The organism is Halostella sp. PRR32 (assembly GCF_034808085.1).
GTDB classification, from domain to species: Archaea; Halobacteriota; Halobacteria; order Halobacteriales; family Natronoarchaeaceae; genus Halostella; species Halostella pelagica.
In genome coordinates this window covers 429860-449495 of sequence record NZ_JAXHGL010000002.1, presented here as the reverse complement: position 1 = coordinate 449495, position 19636 = coordinate 429860, and the positions used below count along the sequence as shown (strand labels likewise).

20 protein-coding genes and 1 tRNA gene are annotated in these 19636 nt (G+C 65.7%); 8 read left to right on the top strand and 13 right to left on the bottom strand.

Annotated features, from left to right (window positions below):
* Positions 1 to 12 precede the first annotated feature (12 nt).
* The 5 genes from SM753_RS07480 to SM753_RS07460 are packed head-to-tail and all read right to left on the bottom strand — an operon-like array spanning position 13 to position 4228.
* Positions 13 to 825, bottom strand: coding sequence for a hypothetical protein (locus tag SM753_RS07480; protein WP_323191122.1), 813 nt, complete (start codon positions 823 to 825; stop codon positions 13 to 15).
* A complete protein-coding gene (locus SM753_RS07475) occupies positions 822 to 1160 on the bottom strand; it encodes a hypothetical protein (RefSeq protein WP_323191121.1) in 339 nt (112 codons plus the stop codon). The genes SM753_RS07480 and SM753_RS07475 overlap by 4 nt, the downstream gene beginning before the upstream one ends.
* A 44-nt stretch (positions 1161 to 1204) precedes the next feature.
* Entirely contained in the window at positions 1205 to 1795 is a 591-nt protein-coding gene (locus tag SM753_RS07470; RefSeq protein ID WP_323191120.1) for a hypothetical protein, read from the bottom strand.
* A 57-nt stretch (positions 1796 to 1852) separates the two neighbouring features.
* Positions 1853 to 2131: a hypothetical protein gene (locus SM753_RS07465; protein WP_135534961.1), complete on the bottom strand. Its 279-nt coding sequence runs from the start codon at positions 2129 to 2131 to the stop codon at positions 1853 to 1855.
* Positions 2132 to 4228: a minichromosome maintenance protein MCM gene (locus SM753_RS07460; protein ID WP_135534960.1), complete on the bottom strand. Its 2097-nt coding sequence runs from the start codon at positions 4226 to 4228 to the stop codon at positions 2132 to 2134.
* A 248-nt stretch (positions 4229 to 4476) separates the two neighbouring features.
* Here SM753_RS07460 and SM753_RS07455 point away from each other — a divergent pair, with 248 nt between their 5' ends.
* Together SM753_RS07455 and SM753_RS07450 are read left to right on the top strand one after the other, a co-directional pair.
* Complete coding sequence (locus SM753_RS07455; RefSeq protein ID WP_323191119.1) at positions 4477 to 5289, top strand: aldo/keto reductase; 813 nt, start codon at positions 4477 to 4479, stop codon at positions 5287 to 5289.
* A 117-nt stretch (positions 5290 to 5406) separates the two neighbouring features.
* Positions 5407 to 6282 (top strand): DUF4097 family beta strand repeat-containing protein, encoded by an 876-nt coding sequence (locus SM753_RS07450; RefSeq protein WP_323191118.1) that lies wholly within the window; start codon positions 5407 to 5409, stop codon positions 6280 to 6282.
* Between the two features lie 153 nt (positions 6283 to 6435).
* Here the strand turns inward: SM753_RS07450 and SM753_RS07445 are convergent.
* Both SM753_RS07445 and SM753_RS07440 read right to left on the bottom strand, forming a co-directional pair.
* Positions 6436 to 6506: transfer RNA gene (locus SM753_RS07445), tRNA-Pro, on the bottom strand.
* A gap of 67 nt (positions 6507 to 6573) precedes the next feature.
* Complete coding sequence (locus tag SM753_RS07440) at positions 6574 to 8430, bottom strand: SLC13 family permease (protein WP_369335330.1); 1857 nt, start codon at positions 8428 to 8430, stop codon at positions 6574 to 6576.
* A gap of 127 nt (positions 8431 to 8557) precedes the next feature.
* Between SM753_RS07440 and SM753_RS07435 the strand changes: the two genes are divergently transcribed.
* Complete coding sequence (locus tag SM753_RS07435; protein WP_323191117.1) at positions 8558 to 9016, top strand: hypothetical protein; 459 nt, start codon at positions 8558 to 8560, stop codon at positions 9014 to 9016.
* A 13-nt stretch (positions 9017 to 9029) separates the two neighbouring features.
* Here the strand turns inward: SM753_RS07435 and SM753_RS07430 are convergent, their stop codons facing one another.
* The 3 genes from SM753_RS07430 to SM753_RS07420 form a co-directional block, all read right to left on the bottom strand.
* Positions 9030 to 11084 carry a DEAD/DEAH box helicase gene (locus tag SM753_RS07430; protein WP_138798354.1) on the bottom strand — a complete coding sequence of 685 codons (2055 nt, stop codon included), beginning with the start codon at positions 11082 to 11084 and terminating at the stop codon, positions 9030 to 9032.
* Positions 11085 to 11240: 156 nt separating this feature from the next.
* Complete coding sequence (locus tag SM753_RS07425; RefSeq protein WP_135534955.1) at positions 11241 to 11468, bottom strand: hypothetical protein; 228 nt, start codon at positions 11466 to 11468, stop codon at positions 11241 to 11243.
* Positions 11469 to 11580: 112 nt separating this feature from the next.
* Positions 11581 to 11946, bottom strand: coding sequence for a cupin domain-containing protein (locus SM753_RS07420; RefSeq protein WP_323191116.1), 366 nt, complete (start codon positions 11944 to 11946; stop codon positions 11581 to 11583).
* A 74-nt stretch (positions 11947 to 12020) separates the two neighbouring features.
* On the opposite strand from SM753_RS07420, the gene SM753_RS07415 reads away from it, so the two are divergent.
* Positions 12021 to 13184, top strand: coding sequence for a CBS domain-containing protein (locus SM753_RS07415; protein ID WP_323191115.1), 1164 nt, complete (start codon positions 12021 to 12023; stop codon positions 13182 to 13184).
* Positions 13185 to 13362: 178 nt separating this feature from the next.
* Positions 13363 to 14142 (top strand): PHP domain-containing protein, encoded by a 780-nt coding sequence (locus tag SM753_RS07410; RefSeq protein ID WP_323191114.1) that lies wholly within the window; start codon positions 13363 to 13365, stop codon positions 14140 to 14142.
* 36 nt (positions 14143 to 14178) lie between these two features.
* On the opposite strand, the gene SM753_RS07405 is transcribed toward SM753_RS07410, so the two are convergent.
* Together SM753_RS07405 and SM753_RS07400 are read right to left on the bottom strand one after the other, a co-directional pair.
* Positions 14179 to 15096, bottom strand: coding sequence for a formyltransferase family protein (locus tag SM753_RS07405; protein ID WP_323191113.1), 918 nt, complete (start codon positions 15094 to 15096; stop codon positions 14179 to 14181).
* A complete protein-coding gene (locus tag SM753_RS07400) occupies positions 15093 to 16232 on the bottom strand; it encodes a glycosyl hydrolase (protein ID WP_323191112.1) in 1140 nt (379 codons plus the stop codon). Before SM753_RS07400 ends, SM753_RS07405 begins: the two co-directional genes overlap by 4 nt.
* Before the next feature lie 257 nt (positions 16233 to 16489).
* On the opposite strand from SM753_RS07400, the gene SM753_RS07395 reads away from it, so the two are divergent.
* The 3 genes from SM753_RS07395 to SM753_RS07385 all read left to right on the top strand — a co-directional run bounded on the left by SM753_RS07395 (position 16490) and on the right by SM753_RS07385 (position 18505).
* Positions 16490 to 17143: a dienelactone hydrolase family protein gene (locus SM753_RS07395; RefSeq protein ID WP_323191111.1), complete on the top strand. Its 654-nt coding sequence runs from the start codon at positions 16490 to 16492 to the stop codon at positions 17141 to 17143.
* A 4-nt stretch (positions 17144 to 17147) separates the two neighbouring features.
* Positions 17148 to 18089, top strand: a complete 942-nt coding sequence (locus SM753_RS07390) for a VOC family protein (RefSeq protein WP_323191110.1) — start codon at positions 17148 to 17150, stop codon at positions 18087 to 18089.
* A gap of 95 nt (positions 18090 to 18184) precedes the next feature.
* Positions 18185 to 18505, top strand: coding sequence for a cupin domain-containing protein (locus SM753_RS07385; RefSeq protein ID WP_135534949.1), 321 nt, complete (start codon positions 18185 to 18187; stop codon positions 18503 to 18505).
* Positions 18506 to 18539: 34 nt separating this feature from the next.
* Here the strand turns inward: SM753_RS07385 and SM753_RS07380 are convergent, their stop codons facing one another.
* Complete coding sequence (locus SM753_RS07380) at positions 18540 to 19598, bottom strand: alcohol dehydrogenase catalytic domain-containing protein (protein ID WP_323191109.1); 1059 nt, start codon at positions 19596 to 19598, stop codon at positions 18540 to 18542.
* Positions 19599 to 19636: the final 38 nt, after the last annotated feature.

Genomic DNA, 19636 nt, shown 5'->3' with positions numbered 1-19636 from the left:
CCGCTTTCGTACTTAAACCCTCAGAACGGGTGCATCGAGAACCGCTGCGGCGTCCGACGGCGAGTCGAAACGATCGCACGCGAGGACGACGGGGGCGTCGACGTCGGCGATCCGGACCACCGCGAGCGCGGCCGTCACCGTGTCGCCGTCGAAATCGCCGGTCGTCGATTCGACGGTTCCCTCGCCGGGTACGGTTTCGACGGCGTCGGCGAACGCGTCCCGAACCTCGGCCGCCAGACGGTCGCGGGCCGCGCGCCGGAGGTTCTTCTCCCGGTCTTCGAGGCGGAGGCGGCGGTCGCGAGCGTCGCGCGCTTCCCGCGCCTGACCGCGAGCGTGTGCTAGCGCCTGCTCCGCGGCGATACGTTCCGTTCGAACTTCCGACAGCCGTCGAGCCGCGGCTTCTCGTTGCTCGATCGCCTCGTCTACGTCGTCGCCCTCTAGCGCGTCGATAGTTCCCCGGAGTTCGCTGACCCGCTCGGAGAGTTCGGACTCCCGTTCGCCGGTCTCCGCGACTCGCCGCCGCGCCGCTTCGCAGTCGGCGTCCGGAGGATCCAGAGTGCGCAGTTCTCGCCGAACGGCCGCGATAGTTTCGTCCTGTGGCGCGGACAGCCCCCGCGTTCGCGCAGCCTCGGCGACGGCCGACCGCACCGCGAGCGACAGTCCATCCCGGATCGGCGAAACGCGCTCGTGAACTTCTCCCGGTGTCTGACAGGTGATCCAGTCGCTCTCCCTGACTGCTCGTTCGACGGTCGGTGCGTCCAGACCTCTGTCGCGGAGGTCGATGGCCCGTCCCGTTCGAACCGTCTCGCCGAGGTCTACGTTCACAGTTCTCGGTCCTGCAGGGCGTTCGGGGAGGGGTGTTCGGTTCCGGCCGCGAACTTCGCGTAGGACGTACTGGGCGAGTCACGGTTCTCGTACGCGGTCGCGGCGGATCGAACGTCGTCGGGGACGGCGGTGAATTCGTTGAACGGGCGTGTACGCTCTATCTGGACGTCATCGCCGTGTTTCTCGCGCAGACGGAGCGCCAGGAAGGCAGCCAACTCCGTTTCGTCGAACAGCGCGGCGCGGCCGAACCGCCGAACCACGGGGGACGTGTGGGTAGAACAGACGTTACGCAGCGTCTGTCTGGCCCCCCTGGAGTAGGTGACGATCAGCAACACAGTGGGGGTTGGTCGCTATAATTTTAGTATCTTACTACTGAATTCTACTGCCGGCGGACCGTGATATCTCCCTCGTCGCTCTCGACCATCGCGTCGAACAGCGTCTGAATCCGAGCGACGGTCATATCGGAGTGAGCGCCTGGGTCGAGATGGAAATGGCCCGTTGCTCCGAACGCGTGCAAGCGGCCGGTCAACACGTGCAGGAACTCGTAGGCCGTCTCGACGTCCACGTACTGGAGCAACGCGGTGATCGAGTCGAAACAGACGACGCTCCGCGAACCGGCCTCGTTCCACTCGCTCAGCACCTCGCTGACTCGGATGCTGATCCCCGTGAGGTCGCTCGGCGTTCCCACGCGTTCCATCGAGTCCGGCCGCGGCCCGTCGCTGTCGGGCGACCCTGCCGGTTCGCCGGCCGCGATCACGTGTGCGGTCGACGGTCGCCCGCCGGCCCGGTCGATCCAGATACCGAGCCGATCTTGCGGGAGCTCCGTAAACGTCACCCAGAGAACGTTCGTCGAACCCGGGTTCGACGGCGAGAGAAGGTCGACGCAGGTATCGTCAGTACCGTCGGCTATCGACGGAGTGAGAAACAGTACTGACGACGCGCCGTCGAGGGATTCGTTGAGGTCCGTCATGTACCGGTGCGTGCTGTTGGGTACGATTATCGGATCGCGTAAAGTGCTTCCGGCCATTCACCGGTCGGCCACGCGATCGACCGTCACGGCTACGTCGTCGTCGACGAGTTCCCGTACTCGCTCGCGTGCCTGGCGCTGAGACGTGGCGACCACTATCAGACCGTCCGCCCGACCGTCCCCGTTCGCCCGGTACGCCGCCAGCTCGTCGTCGAAATCCGTCGCGTACGTCCGCAAAACGCCGGTCACCGCCCGCTCCATGCTCTCCAGGTCCGTCTCCCCGCGTTCGTACTCCGCGAGGGCGTCCTCGATGTTTCTGAGCGCGGCGATCCGGTCCATCTACGTCGTCCGGAGGTGGTCGGTTTTCGGTTCGTACACTTCGCCTTTCTGCTTCAACTTCTCTATCTCGTGTTCGGCCTTCGACTGCTCCATCCCTATCTCGTCGGCGCGTTCCATCACCACGTCGACCGGCGCGCCGTCGTCGTACTCGTCCTCTATGTCGCCGATGAGCTGTTTCAGGTTCTTGATCCGGTCCCGCTGGGATTTCGAGGTCCCCGTCTCGACCACGTCAGCGTCGAACTGCCCCGTTTCGGGGTCGACGCCGATGTCTTGCAGTGTCGACCGGACGATCTCGATGACGCGCTCGGCGTCGTCCGAGTTGACGGTATCCGAGAGCCGAACCCGCGCGCTGGCCTCGGCCAGACGGACCAGAGCTTCGAGTTTCCGGGCGGTGACGGGGACAGGTGCGTCCTCGTCCTGACCCTTCGAACGAAGGTCGACGTAGAAGTTCTGGATCGCCTCCCGGGCGTCGTCGGTCATCCGCGGGTGGCAGTTCTGCTTGGCGTAGGCGACGTACTTCCGGAGGAGGTCGGCCTCGATGATGGGGTCGACCTCTTCAGTGACGTCGTCGACCTCCTGTTTGGTGATGTCGGGTGAGGCCATCTCAGTACGTTGCGTGTTCAACTCGCCGGCGTAGTTCGTCGTCAGTATGTGCTCGGCGAGGTTCTTGTCCTCCTCTTCGTCGGGTTGGTCCGTGACGGTGAAGATGAGGTCGAACCGGGAGATCAGTGCGGGTTCGAGGTCGATCTGCTCGCTGATCGACTCGTACTGGTCGAACCGCCCGTATTTGGGGTTCGCGGCCCCGAGCAGCGAACAGCGGGATTTCAGCGTCGCGTTGATCCCGGCTTTCGACACGGAGATCTTCTGTTGCTCCAGCGCCTCGTGCATCGCAGACCGGTCGTCGGCGGCCATCTTGTCGAGTTCGTCGATCGCGGCGATCCCCTGGTCGGCGAGGACGAGCGCGCCCGCCTCAAGCGTCCACTGCTGGCCGTCGCCGAAGTCGTCTCTCACAGCAGCGGCGGTAAGTCCCGCACTCGATGACCCTTTGCCAGACGTGTACACCGAGCGCGGGGCGATGTTTTGGATATACGACAACAGCTGGGACTTCCCCGTCCCCGGATCCCCTATCAGCAGCATGTGCAAGTCACCACGAATCCGGGACTCGTCGGGGAGGTGTTTCGTAACGCCGGAGAACAACTGGAGGATCATGGCCAGTTTCTCCTGCTCGTAACCGTATATCGACGGGGCGATAGACCCGACCATCTTCTCGTAGATGTCCGGGTCGTTTGAGAGTTCGACGATCGCCTGTTTGTCCTCCTCGGTGATCTCCATGTCCTCGAACTGCTCTTCCTCTATCTCGACGGAGACGCCGTCCATGTACACGTCGAAGATGGGGGATTTCTCCTGCTGGTTGCCCTGCTGTTCGAGCTGGAGGACGCCGGTCGCGGCGACGTGGTCGCCGGGGGTCACCTCGCCGGTGATGTCGTCCTCGATGTGGACGTCGATCGCCTGGGGCGTCTCGCCGCCGCGCAGGCCTTCGGGGCTCTCTTGGATCCGGACCTTCTGAGCGTCGACGAACTCGGACTGGTCGAAGTTGATCTGGAACGGGCCCTGTCGCTCACAGCCCTGGCACTCGTGGGGTTCCTGAAAGTCGCCGCTGGACTGGGGGACACGCGTGAGCGTCCCGCAGCGCTGGCACTCGAACGCCGCCTCCTCGATCTTCGGGCGGACGTTCGTCGCCTTCCTGACGATACCGCGGACGGCGACCAGTTTGTTGACGTGCCGGGAGCGGATCTGGCGGATCTCGGTCGTCTCGGGGAGGTTTCGGATTCGGACGTGTGCCTGTCCCAGGCTCACGTCGACGGGGAGGTCGTACAGTCTGAGCGCCTCTTCTGCGTACTCCTGTAACTGCTCGGGCTTCGAGAGGTAATCGTCGGCCAGGTCCGGGTCGTAGCGGTAGAGGTCCTGCCAGTCGACGTACAGCGAACGCTGCTCGTTCGGATAGTTCTGCGCAAGCGACCCGATCTCGTCGCGGTAGTAACTCCTGTAGAACTGCTCGAACGCATCGACGAGTTCGGTGTTTTCCGCCTGGGCCATTCACAACTCCGTAGTTCCGGATCCCCTATGAAGGTTGGCAAACCGCAGAGTGAAAGTGAAGCCGTCGAGCGCGTCGATGCGGCCGCTGTGACCGTACTCGCCCCGCGGTCTCGTCGCCTGGCAGCGCCACCTGCTCGAATCGCGGATGGCGGGACTGACGTTCGAATCCGCGGCCGACTGACGCTTTCCAATTCGTCAGCCCTGCCGGAACACGTACTCCCAAGGAGACCCGGCGGGATCTGGTTCCTATGACCGTCGACGACCTCCCACGGCTCGGGTTCGGGACGTACTCCGAAGACGACCGTAGCCAGTGGGCCAAAAACGTCCAAACCGCGCTCGATGTCGGCTACCGCCACGTCGACACCGCGCAGGTGTACGAGAACGAGCAGTACGTCGGCGAAGGCCTCGCCGCCGCGAACGTGGACCGCGACGACGTGTTCCTCGCGACCAAGACCGTCCACCACGACGTTCCGCCGTCGCCCGACGAGGTCGGGGAAGCCATCGACGGCTGCCTCGACCGCCTCGGCGTCGACGCTGTCGACCTGCTCTACGTCCACTGGCCCTCCGGAATGTACGACGCCGAAGCCGTTCTACCGGCGTTCGACGCCGCTCGCGACGCCGGGAAAGTCCGCCACGTCGGCCTCTCGAACTTCACGCCGGAACTGCTGGACGAGGCGCGCGACGTGCTCGATGCGCCGCTTTTCGCCCATCAGGTCGAGATGCACCCGCTCCTCCAGCAGGACGACCTCGTCGAGTACGCCCAGCGTCACGACCACTGGCTGGTCGCGTACTCACCGCTCGCGCAGGGCGGCGTGTTCGACGTTCCTGTGATCCGGGAGATAGCCGACAAACACGACGCCTCTCCCGCACAGGTGAGCCTCGCATGGCTCCTCTCGAAGGACAACGTCGCCACCATCCCGAAATCCAGCAACAGAGACCACATGCGCGACAACCTCGCTGCGCAGGACCTCGCGCTCGACGACGAGGACATCGCCAGAATCGACGGGATCGAAACGGAACGCCGACTCATCGACCCCGACCACGGGCCGTGGAACTGGTAGGCGCGGAGAGTCGGCCGTCGCCCGAACCGTCACCTTCCCCTATTTATGCTTTGCTCAGAGTGGCAGCCCGTGTAACCGTCGGTCGGCCCTTTTGTAACCGGTTGATCAAGGTGTGATATGGTTCACACGACGACTCGCCGTCAGGTTCTCGCTGGCGGCGCGAGTGCGATGATCGCAGGGATTGCCGGCTGTCTGTTCGGCGAACGGACCGCCGAAGAAACCGTGAGTAGATCGGTCGATATTCGCGACGCGAACGGGGCCTCCATCGTCGGTAACCTGGGTAACGTCGTCGTTCGGGGCGAAGACCGTGACGACATCGGCGTCGAGGGAATCAAGCGGGCCACCGACGAAGACGCGCTAGACGAGGTGTCGCTCTCCGTCGACCGTTCCGGCGACACTATCGACATATCGGTCGAGGGCAACCAGGACAGCGGCGGCCTGCTCTCTGTCCCGCCGCTTATCGACCTGACGGTGACAGTTCCAGAGAGTTTCCGCGTTACCCGCGCCGAAGCGGACACCGGCGATATCAACGTGGAGAACGTTTCGGGGCCGACGAACGTGACCGGCGACACGGCCGATGTCGACGTTTCCGACGTCACTGGCGACGTCACCGCCCGGACCGACACCGGCGATCAACGGATCGACAGCGTCGACGGCGTCGTGACCGCGTCGGCGGACACTGGTGACGTGACGGTCCGCGAGGCGGCCGTAGACGAGGTGACGGTAGACACCGGTGATGTTACGGCTGACGTTCGGGCGCTTGACGGCGACGCACGCATCAAGACTGACACCGGCGATGTCGACCTCACGCTACCGTCGTCGCTTGACGCCAGGATCGAGGTCACCGTCGACACCGGCGACATCAAGTTCTGGGGAAGTGACGGGGGGACGACAGAGGCTGAGAACTCCTACGAGACGACGCTCGGCGAGGGCGCACACACGTTCTCGGTCGAGACGGACACCGGGGACGTGACGGTGAACGTGGTCGACTGAGATGCAGGAAATGGGACCGCGCGGATTTGAACCAGCGGAAGACTCGCTTCGCTCGTCTTCCAGGGTTACAAATCCAGTCGTCCATTCGCCGCGAAGGGGGTTCGCACACGCCTCGCTGTCGCTCGGCGGTGCTCTGAAGTCTTGCGGCAGAAATGGGACCGCGCGGATTTGAACCGCGGTCACGAGCACCCAAGGCTCGGAGTATACCACTAACCCACGGTCCCGCATGACCTCCTTCGGCCGTTGCGGTGTAAAGGGTTTCGTTCAACGACGCAGCGCCGCCACCCCTCGCTACACCCCCCACAACACCGCGATACCGGCCGTCGTGACGATAGCGAACACCAACTGGAGGGGGCCGCCGACCCGGAGGTAATCCGTGAATCGGTAGCCGCCGGGACCGTAGACGAACAGGTTGGTCTGGTAGCCGACGGGCGTCATGAACGCGGTGCTTGCGGCGAACGTCACGGCGAGGATGAATGAGAACGCATTCGCGTCGAGACGCTGTGCCGCCTCGAAGGCGACCGGGACCATGAGCACGACGCTGGCGTTGTTGCTGATGACGTTCGTCAGAAGTGCGGTGACGACGTACAGCAGACCGAGTACCGCGACGGGAGGGAGCGCCAAGGAACTCCTGACGATCACGTCGGCGATCAGTTCGGCCGCGCCGGAGTTCTCCATTGCGAGACCGAGCGGGATGACGCCCGCGAGCAGAACGATAACGTCCCACTGAACGGACTCGTACACTTCGCCCGGTTTGAGACAGCCAGTCAGCACCATCAAGAGCGCGCCGGCCAGCGCGGCGACCATGATCGGGAGGAAATCCACCGCGGCGACGGCGACGACGCCGGCGACGATGCCCAGCGCGACGGGTATTTTCGATTCCCGAAAGGACTTGCGCTCGATCTCGCGAGCGACGGTGAAATCGCGGTTGCGGTCGAGGCGGTCGATGCTGTCAGGCGTCGCCTGGACGAGCAGCGTGTCGCCGATCCGGAGCGGGACGTGGTCGAGGCGTCTTCGGATCACGTCGCCACCGCGCCGGAGTGCGAGCACCGTCGCGTCGTAGCGCTGCCGGAAGTTCGAGGAGACGAACGTTTCGCCGAGCAGCGCCGACCCGGGCGGGATAACTATCTCGACGAGGTTCTGTTCCTCGCTCGCGGCCTCCAGTTCCGCCTCGTCGACGGTCACCTCGGGAAGCAGGTCGAGTCCTTCCTCGTCGGAGAGCGAAAGCAGCGTGTCGCGGTCGGTACGCACCGCGAAGATGTCTCCGCTCCGGACCGTTTTGGGGTTGAGCGGTTCGATGAACACTCTGTCTCCGCGAACCAGTTGGACGATGTCGACATCGTACTCGGTCTCGTCGAGTATCTCCTTGACTGTCTGGCCGACGAGCGGCGAGTTCTCGCGGACGACCACCTCGGTGAGGTACTCGCCCATCCCGAACTCCTGGGTCAGGTCTCCGACCGGTTTGATCCGTTCGGGGAGGAGCCACCGTCCCACCGTGAGCAGGTAGACGGTGCCGACGACGCTGACGAGGAGGCCGAGCGCCGTGAACTCGAACATCCCGAACCCGCGACCGAGGAACTCGGGGCGGGACATGATGTCGCTGGCGAGGATGTTCGTCGACGTGCCGATCAGCGTCAGCGTCCCGCCGAACATCGAGGCGTACGACAGCGGGATGAGGAGTTTCGACGGCGATGTCTTCCCCTCGTGAGCGAGGTTCGTGACCATCGGCAGGAGGATGGCGACTGCGGCCGTGTTGTTGATAAAGCCGGAGATAGGGCCGACGATACCGATCGTCGCGCCGAGTTGCTTGCCTTCGTCGTCGCGGGTGTAGGTCGCTATCGTGCGACCGAGGATCTGGACGATGCCGGTCCGCTGGACGCCGTCGCTGAGGATGAACATCGCCAGGACGGTGATCGTCGCCGTGCTGGCGAATCCGGAGACGCCCTGTTCGGGAGAGTCCAGAACGGTGATGGAGTCAGCGAGCAGTCCGAGGTCCGCGAACGCGCCGGTCACCGGGTCGACCAGCAGGAGCGCCACCATGATCCCGAGCGCCGTCATGTCGACGGGGATCGCCTCCGTCGCGAACAGGACGAGGGCGACGAGGATGATAGCGAACACGACGACGATAGCCGGCGTTACGGATGCCACAGTGGTGAGACGTTGGGGGACCGAAAAAAGCCTGTGACGTGAATTCGTCGGCGCGTTGCACCGCTCGGACGTTCGTTCTATCGGTGCGGGCCTAGTTTTTACATCCCCTGTCGGAGAACGGAGGTGTATGCATCCCGCCCTCCGTCGCCTGCTCATCGGTCCCGCCGAGAACTCGTTCGGCCGCTATCTCGGTCTCCTGGCCGCCGGAACGCTGTTCGTCGCAACGTTCGCAGCGTACGCGTTCGGCGTCTTCGCGGTCTCCGGCTGCGTCGTGTTCATCCCGGGAGACGCCGCGGTCGTCGGCAGTATCGCCGCGGCCACGGTGGGCTACTCTCGGGGTGGACTCGTGTTCGCCTGGCTCGTCGCGTACGCGCCGTTGCTCGGCTACCACGCAGACCATGCGTTCCTGGGCCTCTCCAACCGTACCGTCCAGTATCGGCTCGGCTACTTCATCAGAGCCGACGGACTGGCGTTTCTCGCGGTAGAAGGCGTCGTCATCGGGACGGTCGCGTTCGCCGTCGGATATCTCGGAAGCCTCGGAGTCGAGTTCGTTCGGAGCGGCGCGGAACCCGAGCGGCTTCGATGAGGAACGTGGGCCGTTAGAGTTCGTCCTCGTTCAACTCGATGTCGGCGACGATACTGTAGGGGTGTTTCTCCTTGCGGACGCCGTCCAGCAGGATGAACGCGTCCTCGGGGTCGAGGAAGTGACTCGTCACGGCTCGACCCAGGTCGGTCGGCTCGAACCCGTCGATGAACTCGTACTGGAGCAGTTTGCCCAGCGCGTGTTTCGTCGGAACGTCGCCGATCATCCGGTCGTTGAGCTTCTTCGCCTGTTTGCCGGCGACGGTGATGTTCGCAAGCGTCTCCTCGACGGCGGAGCTCTCGTCGTAGCGGGTCCGGACGTCTTCCATGTCGCCTTTGAGGAGCTTGAACGCCACCTCGTCCTCGGTCATCTCCATGCTGCCGTGATAGCCGCCGTCCGGTTCGACGAGGACGTACACCTTCCCCTTGTCGTGGTAGTCGGGGCGACCGGCGCGGCCGAGCATCTGGTGGAACTCCTGGACGGTGAGCCACTCGATCCCCATCGCCAGCGTGTCGAAAATGACTTGCGACGCCGGGAAGTCGACCCCCGCCGCAAGCGCCGCGGTCGTGACGACGGCGGCGAGGTCCTGGTCGCCGAACATCCGCTCGACCTTCTTTCGGCGGCCGTAGTCGAGGCCGGCGTGGTAGGGCGCTGAGTCGTACTCCAGTTTCCGGCTTATCTCGTGACAGCGCCGTCGGGAGTTCGTGAAGATGATCGTCTGCCCGCGATACCCCTTCGACGACTCCGAGTCGAACTCCCGCCTGACGAGTTTGTTCTCGATGCGGGGCTTTTCCTTGCCGTCGGCGAAGGTAACGTGGCGCTCGATAGGGACGGGCCGTTCCTCGAACTCGACGAGGTTGGCGCGCAACTGCTCGGCGAGTTCCCCGGGGTTACCCACTGTCGCGGAGAGGTAGACCCACTGGCCGCCGTCGTACTCGCTCCGGTTCTCGGCGCGAGTCTCGCAGTAGTGTTTGAGACGGGAGATGAGTCCGTCGAGGCGGTGGCCGCGGTCCTCCTCCTGGAGGGTGTGGACCTCGTCGATGACGACTGTCCCGATGTCGCCCAGGTCGCGGCCCGTCCGCAGGGCGTGGTCTATCCCCTCGTAGGTGCCGACGATGACGTCGGCGTTCGGGTCGAACTGGTTGCCGTTGTCGCGGACGCGACTCGCGCCGACCCGGATGGAAACGTCGACCACGTCGCCGTACTCGTCGCGGAAATCCTCGTGTTTCTGGTTGGCGAGAGCGACGAGCGGGACGAGAAACAGCATCTTCCCGTTCCCGTTCAACGCCCGATTCAGCCCGGTCATCTCCCCGACCAGCGTCTTCCCGGTCGCCGTTGCGCTGACGACGAGCTGGTCGCGGCCGTCGAACAGCCCGTTCTCGACGGCCAGGCTCTGGACCGGCAGGAGTTCCTCGAAGCGGTCCTCCAGCAGTCCCTGGACGCCGGGGTGGAGGTTCAGTTCGTCCACGCGGACGTTGTCCACCTCGTCGGTCGTCGCGCTTATCTCGTCGAACTTCGTCAGGTCCGGGTCGAGATGCCCCTTCAGCAGACTCGTGATCCGCTCTAAGTCCTGCACGTCCAGTAGGAGCTCTTCGAGGCGGTCCCGCGCGGCACCCGTCATCTCCCCCTGGTAGGACAGTTCGCGTTCGAGTTCTCGCTTGGCGCAGTCCGGACAGATATGCTCGCCGTCGGCTTCGATCGCGGTTTCGGCGGTGATGGGCGAATATCGCCCGTTCGAGGCGCAGTAGCGACAGGTCCGGACGGCTTTCGCCTCCAGCTGATAGCCGTCGAGCATCGCCTGTAACTCCTCGCGCGCTTCCGGCGAGGTCTGCTGTGAGATGCGTATACGCGACGCTCCGCGGGCGATCTCCACGAACTCGTCGGGGTTCCGTGGCTCCTCGCTGGAGTCTTGCTTGATACGGAACTTCCCGGGACGTGGGCCCGCGCTCGTCTCCTTCAGTTCGAGCTTCGCGCGGAACACCCTGGTACCGTCGCGTTCGACGACGACGAAGTAGTCGTCGCCGGACTCGTGGAGGAACAGGGTGTCCACCTGCTGGACCTGCCGTGACACGTGAACGGGTACGAGATGCGGGTATTTCAGGCGTTCGGAAAACGGCTACAGCGCGCGACTACCGTTTTCGCGTTCGAGACGGGAGAGACTGCCGAACGACCTAAACGCCGTTTCGACCGATACATCTACGTGATAGTTCGCGACGTGCGGGTGTTCTCACCGCGGGGTCACGACGTGTCGCTCGGTGAACCGCGGGCGAGTCGTCACCGTCGCGCCGCAGACCGGGCAACTGTACGTTTCTCGAACTCGGTTTTCGTGGTTCTCTTCGCGGACGTCCCAGTCGCCGTCAGGGGGACTCTCGTGGCCGCACTCCGGACAGACGAGTATCGCCTTCCGGGACCGTTGTGCGCCACTACGGGGGGTGGATGATTCCGGGCGATTCATTACTCATTGCTAGGCGTTCAGCGTGCAAAAACCCCGTGACTACGTCGGATCGATCCTGTCATTCTCCCTCTGTCAGGTCACGTGACGGAGGTGTGCTCGACGGTGACTCCCGTCACTCTGCGAGGCGTATCTCGTCGTCACCGTTCGGCACAGCACAGAGGAACGCGCCGGGTTCGTCGCCCTCGTTGCGATACCAGTGGACGGCCCCCGCCGGGATCAGGAGTGCGTCGCCCTCGCTCACGACGTGTTCCTCCCCCTCGATACCGACGACGTACTCTCCGGACAGCACGTACTGCTCGTGTTCGACCTCGTTCGTGTGCTCGGGGACCTCGGCACCCGGGTCCAGCGTGAACCGCCGGAGCGCGAAGTTCGGCGCGCCGTCGTCCTCGTCGACGAGGACGCCCTTCGAAAGCCCGTCGGCGGCGTCGACTGACTCGTACGATACGTCATCCGCCCGCCTGAGAAGCGGTTGCGTCATACTCTGCGTTACGCGTTCCGCGACGTAATCCTATCGGGACGTGTTTTATGTTTTAGCCACACCAACAGTCCCGTATGCGTAGTTTTCGAATCGGGTCCCTGTTCGGGATCCCGATCAAGCTTGATCTCACGTTTCTGATCATCTTACCGATCTTCGCGTATCTGATCGGAAACGAGGTCGGGAGAACGGCGGAAATGCTCAACACGGTGTGGAACGCGGGCCTGGTAACCGACGGTCTCACCGGCGGGCTGACGCCGTGGATACTGGGCGTCGCCGCCGCGCTCGGCCTGTTCGTCGGCGTCGTGCTCCACGAGTTAGGCCACTCGCTGACCGCCATGCACTACGGCTTCTCGATCGACTCTATCACGCTGTGGATCTTCGGCGGCATCGCCTCGTTCACGGAAATGCCGGAAGACTGGAAGCAGGAGCTCCAGATCGCCATCGCGGGTCCCGTCGTCAGCGTTCTGGTCGGGGCCGTCTGCTATGTCGGATTCGTCTCCCTGCCGTCGTCGCTCGATACGGTCCGGTTCGTCCTCGGCTATCTCGCCCTGCTCAACTTCGTCCTCGCGGTGTTCAACATGCTTCCTGGGTTCCCGATGGACGGCGGCCGCGTGCTTCGCGCGCTGCTCGCCCGGACCCGGCCGTACGCCCGCGCCACCCAGATCGCCGCGGAGGTCGGCAAAGCGTTCGCGATCTTGCTCGGCCTCTGGGGCCTGTTCAACCTCCAGATCCTGCTGGTCGGCATCGCCTTCTTCATCTACATCGGCGCCTCCAGCGAGTCCCAGCAGGTGACGATGAAAGCCGCCTTTCAGGACGTCAGCGTCCGCGACCTGATGACGCCGCGGGATGACCTTCACACCGTCTCCCCCGACACCTCGGTCGCGGAACTGATGCGGCGGATGTTCACCGAGCGCCACACCGGCTACCCCGTCGTCGAAAACGGCAACCTCGTCGGACTCGTCACGCTGGACGACGCCCGCGACGTCAGAGAGGTCGAGCGCGACGCCTACACCGTCGGCGAAGTGATGAGCGAGGACCTCCGGACCGTCACGCCCGATACGGACGCCATGACCGCGATCAACGAGATGCAGGGGAACGGGATCGGACGCCTGCTCGTGGTCGACCAGTTCGGCGACCTGGTCGGCCTCATCTCTCGGACCGACCTCATGACCGCGTTCAACATCATTCAGGAGACCGGCTCGCTCGAACCCGCCCGGCGGTCGGAGACGGCCGACTGAGCGGGACTCTCTCTCTCTCGTCGGGCGTCTCGCTGCGCGTTGGGTCGGCTGCGTTCGGAACGCTCGCCGGACAGATATCGGCTGCCGTCGCCGAACGGCAACCGAGCGCCGCGGCCTCGGCGACCGCCTCTGTCTCCCTTGCACAACCTACAAGCCTTCCGCCTCCGTTGGCCGAGGAGTGCACGACTTTCACCTTCACTCGAACTACTCGGACGGCCGGTTCCTGCCGTGGATGGTTCGGGCCGCGAGCGAGGCCGGTCTCGACGGCGTGGGAGTCGCCGACCACTGCAACGTCTCCGAGCGGGCGTCGATGCGGGACGTGCGGGCCAAGTTGGGATTCAACCTCGACCGCACGTACGAGCGTCGCCGCCGCGGTATCGAGCAGGTGCGCGACGAGGCCGATATCGAGGTGTACGACGCGGTCGAAATGGACTACGACCCTCGCGACGAGGACGCGATCCGGGAGTTCCTCGGAGACGCCGACTTCGATTACGGTATCGGGAGCGTCCACGGTGTCGACGGGATGGACGTACAGAACCCGTCGAACTTCGCGGAGATGACCGGGGCGGAGCGCGACGCAGTCGTCGACTCGTACTTCGAGAACCTGGTCGCACTCGCGGAGTCGGAACTGTTCGACGTGGCCGCACACCCCGACCTGATCGAGCGCGTCGAACCGCTACGGGGGCGAGCCACCGAGGACCACTACCGCCGCGCCGCGTCGGCCTTCGCCGACTCGCGGACGGTGCCGGAGATCAACGCTGGGCGGGCGCTCCGCGACGAGGCGGTCGTCCACCCCACTGAGACGTTTCTGGCGGTCCTGCGAGAGCACGGCGTCGACGTCACCGTCGGAACCGACTCGCACGCCCCCGACGAAATCGGCGACCGCGCGGCGTTTCTGGAGGAACTCCTGCAGGAGCGAGGGATCGAATCAGTCGCGCCGCCGAGTCTGGACCAGTAAGCCGGACGCCGCGGCGGCCGACCGCCAGCGGTCCCGTCACCCTTGCGACGGCGTCGCGTCCACGTCGATATCCTCGCGGCCAACGAGTCGTTTTCGGACGCGGTGCCAGTTGTTCTTCAGCAGAACGCGCGCGACGAACCCGACCCGGCGTTCCTGGTTGTCGTGGCTGTAGTAGGGCCCGAGTTCGTCCGGTTCCCACGGTTCGAAGTCGTCGCGTCGGAGCTTCTCGATCCCGGCCGCGTAGCTCTCGCTCTGCAGGTCGCGGACGGTCGCGAGCACCTCGTCGAGCGTCGGGTGCGGGGGGAGTTCGCGCGACGAGACGTCGACTATCTCCCCGCCGTCGATGTCTTCGGTGAGTCGCTGGAGCGTCACGCTGACCTCGTCATCGCCGCGCACGAACGATATCTTGGGGCCCATCCCGCGGTACTGGCGGATGTCGCTCCCGTGCGTGCTGAGGACGCCGTGTTCGGGGTCGGTCAGTATCCGGCCCTTGAGAAGGCCGAACCCGAACCGGATCACTACCGAGCAGTCGTCGGCGATAGTGTCGGTGACGCCGTTCGGTAGCGTGTTCCACGCACCGTCCGCCGGGACGGGTTCGACCTCGTGGTGGACGGCGTCGGACAGGCAGTCGACGGCCGTCACGTCCGACGACTGGAGGTGATGCAGGGTCGCATCCTCGCCGAACGCCGTCCACCCCAGTTTCCTGTCGGCGTAGATGAGCGATTTCAGACCGCTGTCGCGGAGGACGTCGACGAACAGCGAGAGGTCCGCCGCCGACACCGACCGCCCCTGGTTTATTACCGCCGCGCCGGCGTTCAACTGCGAGGACTCGGCCCTGACGGAGGCGTCGACGACGACGCGTTCGATGCTCACTCCGGACAGCGACGCGACGTTTTCCAGCGCGGCTTCCTGCCAGCGAGAGACCATCGGGTTCGCGAGTACGGCGACGTTCATGCGCGTCGACTCACCTCCGTCGACCGGTCGACCGCGGCGGACCGCGCCGCGGTCGACAGCGTGATGATGTCGCCGTGTCGCTCGCTTACGTTGTACGGGTTGACGACGAGTCCGGTGGTCGGATCGAACCCCAGAAACACGTACGCGCCGCAGGTCGGGATCGGTCCGACGTGGTCGCCCAGCGTCTCGCGCCGTTCGAACCGGAACAGTTCGTGCCACCGCTCGTACGACGACGCCGACGACGCGGCGAGCACTCTGGCGGCCCGTCCGGAGCGGTTCCGTTTTCGGCCCGGCGGAGCGGTGGTGTCGATACCCGTTTCGGCGGCCGTCGATACGACGACCCAGGTTTCGTCGCCGTCGGAAAGCGTCGTCGGATAGAACGGCGAGCAGTCCGTGGTCCCGACGATTTCGGGCCGAGGGTCGTTCCCCATATCGTCACGGGCCAGACGGAGGATCGCAACCGTCTCCTCGAACGAGCAGTCCATTCCCCAGAGGACGTACTCCGGAGTGAACGTAAGGCCGACCGCACGCCATAGCTGGCTGTCGCGGCCGACCGGGACGAACTCGTCGTGTTCGAAGATCCCCACCGCGCTCTCGGCGTCTGTATCGCCCGTGGTCCCCCAGAGTTGCCCCGTGTACGGGTCCGGAAAGAGACCGTGGAAATGCCGGAATTCGGACCGAACGACCCACGTTGTCCACGTTTGGCCGCGGTCCTCGCTGACGAGGATTCTCGCGGCCTCGTCGCCGAGCGAGTACTCCGCGAGGTAGATATCGCCGTCGTATTGGCAGACGGAGGTGGGCAGCACGCCCATTGGCCCCGACGACCGCGGCAGTTCGTGAACGGCGTCCCACGACCGGCCGTCGTCGTCCGACGCGAACACCCACCTGCCGCTGGTCGCGAGCAGTCTCCCGTCCCCGAGCGGCCACACGTTCGCCGTGGTCGGCGTCCCCGTCACGTACTGGAGCGTCTGCTTCGTGATCTGACGCCCCAGTACGTCGAAACAGACCCCGTCGACCCCGTCGCTCGGGTTCGGAAGCCTGCCGCGAGGATCGAACCCCGCGTCGGCGTCCCACGTCCCGACCTCTAGTCCCCTGGTGCAGTAGATAGTGCCGTCGTGAATCCCCCCAAACTTCATCGCCACCACGTACCGTATCCCTGCCTATACCTGTCGGGGTCATCGGCGGCCTCGGAGCGTTTCCCGGCCGCCGGTGACGGTACCGTTACCAGGTCGTGTTCCCGTTAGCAAATGCGTATATGATTCTGAACCGTACGAGGAGACAAGATGATCCTCGACGAACAGCGAACGAACGAGGGGGGAAACCGCTCGGCCCGGACGACCACGACCGGCGTTCGAGCCGACACCGACGCCGTCGCAACCGCGGGTGAAGCGCCGTGAACGGACCGCACCAGGACCAGCCGCTCGTCACCGCCGGCGCGCCACCGGAGGCGGCGGAGGCCGCCGCCGTGCTGGTTCACGGCCGGGGCGCAACCGCAGAGAGCATCGTGGCGATGGCCGACGAGTTCCGACAGCGCGGCGTGGCCTACTTCGCGCCGCAGGCCGCGCGCAACGCCTGGTATCCGAACTCCTTTCTCGCCCCCGTCGAGTCGAACGAGCCGGGCCGTTCCTCGGGCCTGCAGGCGATCGAGGACGCCGTCGAAGCGGCCGAGGACGTCGGCATCCCAACCGAGCGCGTCCTCCTGCTCGGCTTCTCGCAGGGCGGCTGTCTCGCCAGCGAGTACGCCGCCCGAAACCCCCGACGCTACGGTGGCCTCGTCGCTCTCTCGGGCGGTCTCATCGGGCCGGAGGTCGACCCCGAGTCGTATCAGGGGTCGATAGCGGGGACCCCCGTGTTTCTCGGCTGTAGCGACGAGGACCCCCACATCCCGCTCGAACGCGTTCACGAGACGACCGAGACGTTCGAGCGCCTCGACGGAGACGTGACCGAGCGGATCTACGAGGGGATGGGCCACGGGGTCAACGAGGACGAGATCGGGTTCGTTTCGGGGATGTTAGCCGACCTCGTCGACGGGGACGGAGATCAGTAGTCCGATGGCGCGGCCACCGACGCCGGGGATCCACCACGTCTCTGCTATTTCGGGCGACCCGCAGGCGACCGTGGACTTCTACGCCGACGCGCTCGACCTCCGCTTCGTCAAGAAGACGGTGAACTTTGACGACAAGTTCATGTATCATCTCTACTTCGGCGACGACACCGGTTCGCCGGGAACGCTCGCGACGTTCTTTCCCTATCAGCGGGGGCAGGTGGGCCGCGTCGGGAAGCCCCAGCCGTCCGCGCTGGCGTTCGTCGTTCCGACAGGGTCGGTTGGCTACTGGCGGGACCGCCTCGCGGCGCGCGGCGTCGCGGTCGACGACCCGGTCGAGCGCTTCGGGGAGACGGTCGTCCCGTTCCGCGACGGGGACGGGCAACCGCTGGAACTCGTTGCGAGTGCGTCGCCGCCCGCGGCGGACGGAGCGAGCGGAGATGTCCCGTCCGAGTACGCGATCCGCGGCGTCCACAGCGTGACGTTGCTGTCGACGAGCGTCTACCACACCGCCAGCACGCTCGAAGTGCTCGGCTTCGACCTGCTCGACCAGGAGGGCGACCGCGTCCGGTACCGCGTTCCGGATGCCGCCGGTGACGGCGCGACCGTCGACCTGCTCGACCGGGACGCCGAGTACGGCCGCGAGGGGGCCGGGACGATCCACCACGTCGCCGTTCGCGCGGGCGAGTTCCCTCTCTCGGCGTGGCGCGAGCGCCTCGACGAAGCCGGACTGGAACCGACGCGGGTCACTGACCGAAAGTACTTCGAGTCCGTGTACGTCCGCGAACCGGGCGGCATTCTCTTCGAGGTCGCGACGGACGAACCGGGTCTCACCGTCGACGAGACTCCCGCCGACCTCGGGTCGTCGCTCCAGTTGCCGTCGTGGTTCGAGCAGGACCGCGCGATGATCGAGGGGCAACTGCCGGCTATCGACGCTCCGGACAGCTGATCCAAACTGGGAACCCGGAACCGCGGCCGTCACCGTCTGGACTCGGGCGCGCGTTCTCCGGATCGGTTTTGGTCCAGCGCGTCGATAGTCCGAGTATGGCGTACACGAAAGCGAACTACGAGGACGTAGAATCGGTCGGCGGCGGCCTGCACATGCTGCGGGACTCGCTCGACTGCGAGAACCTCGGCGTATCGGTGCTCGAATGCGACCCCGGGTGGGAGGGGAAACCACACGACCACGCGGACGACGGGCACGAAGAGGTGTACGTACTCGTCGAGGGCGAGGCAACGGTGTCGGTCGACGGGGAGTCCGTCGACATGTCTCCGGGCGATGCGGTCCGGCTCCCACCGGACGCCGAGCGACAGATAGAGAACGGCGACGCGGAGAGCACGTTCGTCCTCGCCGGCGCGCCCTGACGACTTGGCCGTTCCCCGCTGTGAAGCCGCGCCGCTAGAACTCCGTCACGACTTCCACGCCGACAGTGTCGAACTCGCTCATCGCGGCGAGGCGGTCCGGCACCTCGTCGAGGGAGACGGTGTCGGTCACCAGCGCTTCGGGGTCGACCCGGTCGGTCGCGACCATGCGGAACAGGTCCCCGTAGCGCGCCGGCGGCATCCCGCGAGAGCCCCGGACCGTGAGGCCGCCCTGTACGATCTCGTCCATCGGAAGCGGTATCTCTCCGCGGTCGTCCTCGCCGGTCAGGCCGACCTGAACGTGGGTGCCGCCGCTCGCCAGCGAGTCGACGGCGGTGCGACACGTCTCTGCGCTCCCGAGGGCGTCGACTGAGACGTCCGCACCGCCGAGCGATTCGCGGACCAGCGCCGGCACGTCCGCGACTTCGTCGGCGTTCACCGTCTCGGACGCGCCCATCTCCGCGGCGAGGTCGAGCGGTTCGTCGCGGACGTCGACCGCGACGACAGTTCCGCCGAGCGCCGCCGCGACCTGGACCGCCGAGAGGCCGACGCCGCCGCACCCGACGACGACAACCCTGTCGCCGCCGCTCACGCCGGCGACGGCGTCTAACGCCTCGAACGCGGTGACGAACCGACAGCCCATGCTCGCCGCGGCGACCGAGGAGACGCCGTCCGGAAGTTCCACCGCGTTGATGTCGGCCCGCGGGACGTGGAACGACTCCGCGAACGCGCCCGGCGCGTCCGGGCCGAACCCGAGCGCCGTCGCGTCCTCGCAGTAGTTCGTCCGGCCGCGGCGACACGCGGGACAGGACCCGTCGGCGAGGTTGAACGGAACGACGACGCGGTCGCCGACATCGACCGTCTCGACGGCCGCACCCGCCTCGCGGACGACGCCGACGGGTTCGTGGCCGAGAACCTGACCGACCGGAACTCGGTCGTCGGCCCAGTCGCCGTGGCCCTGCCAGGCGTGCCAGTCGCTCCGGCAGACGCCGCAGGCCTCCGTCTCCACGACGACGCCGTCGGGGTCTGCGGTCGGTTCGGGCCGGTCCCGCACCGCCGGCGGTTCGCCGTACTCCTCCAGAACGACAGCGCGCATACGGGGTAGTTCGTGCGCTGATAGAAAGTGGCTTCGGC

Excerpts from the sequence above, each read along its gene's own strand:
- SM753_RS07470 (WP_323191120.1), bottom strand. The coding sequence starts at position 1,795 with ATGACGGACCTCAACGAATCCCTCGACGGCGCGTCGTCAGTACTGTTT.
- SM753_RS07390 (WP_323191110.1), top strand. The coding sequence starts at position 17,148 with ATGGCGCGGCCACCGACGCCGGGGATCCACCACGTCTCTGCTATTTCG.
- SM753_RS07385 (WP_135534949.1), top strand. The coding sequence starts at position 18,185 with ATGGCGTACACGAAAGCGAACTACGAGGACGTAGAATCGGTCGGCGGC.
- SM753_RS07405 (WP_323191113.1), bottom strand. The coding sequence starts at position 15,096 with ATGAACGTCGCCGTACTCGCGAACCCGATGGTCTCTCGCTGGCAGGAA.
- SM753_RS07420 (WP_323191116.1), bottom strand. The coding sequence starts at position 11,946 with ATGACGCAACCGCTTCTCAGGCGGGCGGATGACGTATCGTACGAGTCA.
- SM753_RS07450 (WP_323191118.1), top strand. The coding sequence starts at position 5,407 with ATGGTTCACACGACGACTCGCCGTCAGGTTCTCGCTGGCGGCGCGAGT.
- SM753_RS07415 (WP_323191115.1), top strand. The coding sequence starts at position 12,021 with ATGCGTAGTTTTCGAATCGGGTCCCTGTTCGGGATCCCGATCAAGCTT.
- SM753_RS07425 (WP_135534955.1), bottom strand. The coding sequence starts at position 11,468 with ATGAATCGCCCGGAATCATCCACCCCCCGTAGTGGCGCACAACGGTCC.
- SM753_RS07460 (WP_135534960.1), bottom strand. The coding sequence starts at position 4,228 with ATGGCCCAGGCGGAAAACACCGAACTCGTCGATGCGTTCGAGCAGTTC.
- SM753_RS07455 (WP_323191119.1), top strand. The coding sequence starts at position 4,477 with ATGACCGTCGACGACCTCCCACGGCTCGGGTTCGGGACGTACTCCGAA.
- SM753_RS07380 (WP_323191109.1), bottom strand. The coding sequence starts at position 19,598 with ATGCGCGCTGTCGTTCTGGAGGAGTACGGCGAACCGCCGGCGGTGCGG.
- SM753_RS07400 (WP_323191112.1), bottom strand. The coding sequence starts at position 16,232 with ATGAAGTTTGGGGGGATTCACGACGGCACTATCTACTGCACCAGGGGA.
- SM753_RS07435 (WP_323191117.1), top strand. The coding sequence starts at position 8,558 with ATGCATCCCGCCCTCCGTCGCCTGCTCATCGGTCCCGCCGAGAACTCG.
- SM753_RS07465 (WP_135534961.1), bottom strand. The coding sequence starts at position 2,131 with ATGGACCGGATCGCCGCGCTCAGAAACATCGAGGACGCCCTCGCGGAG.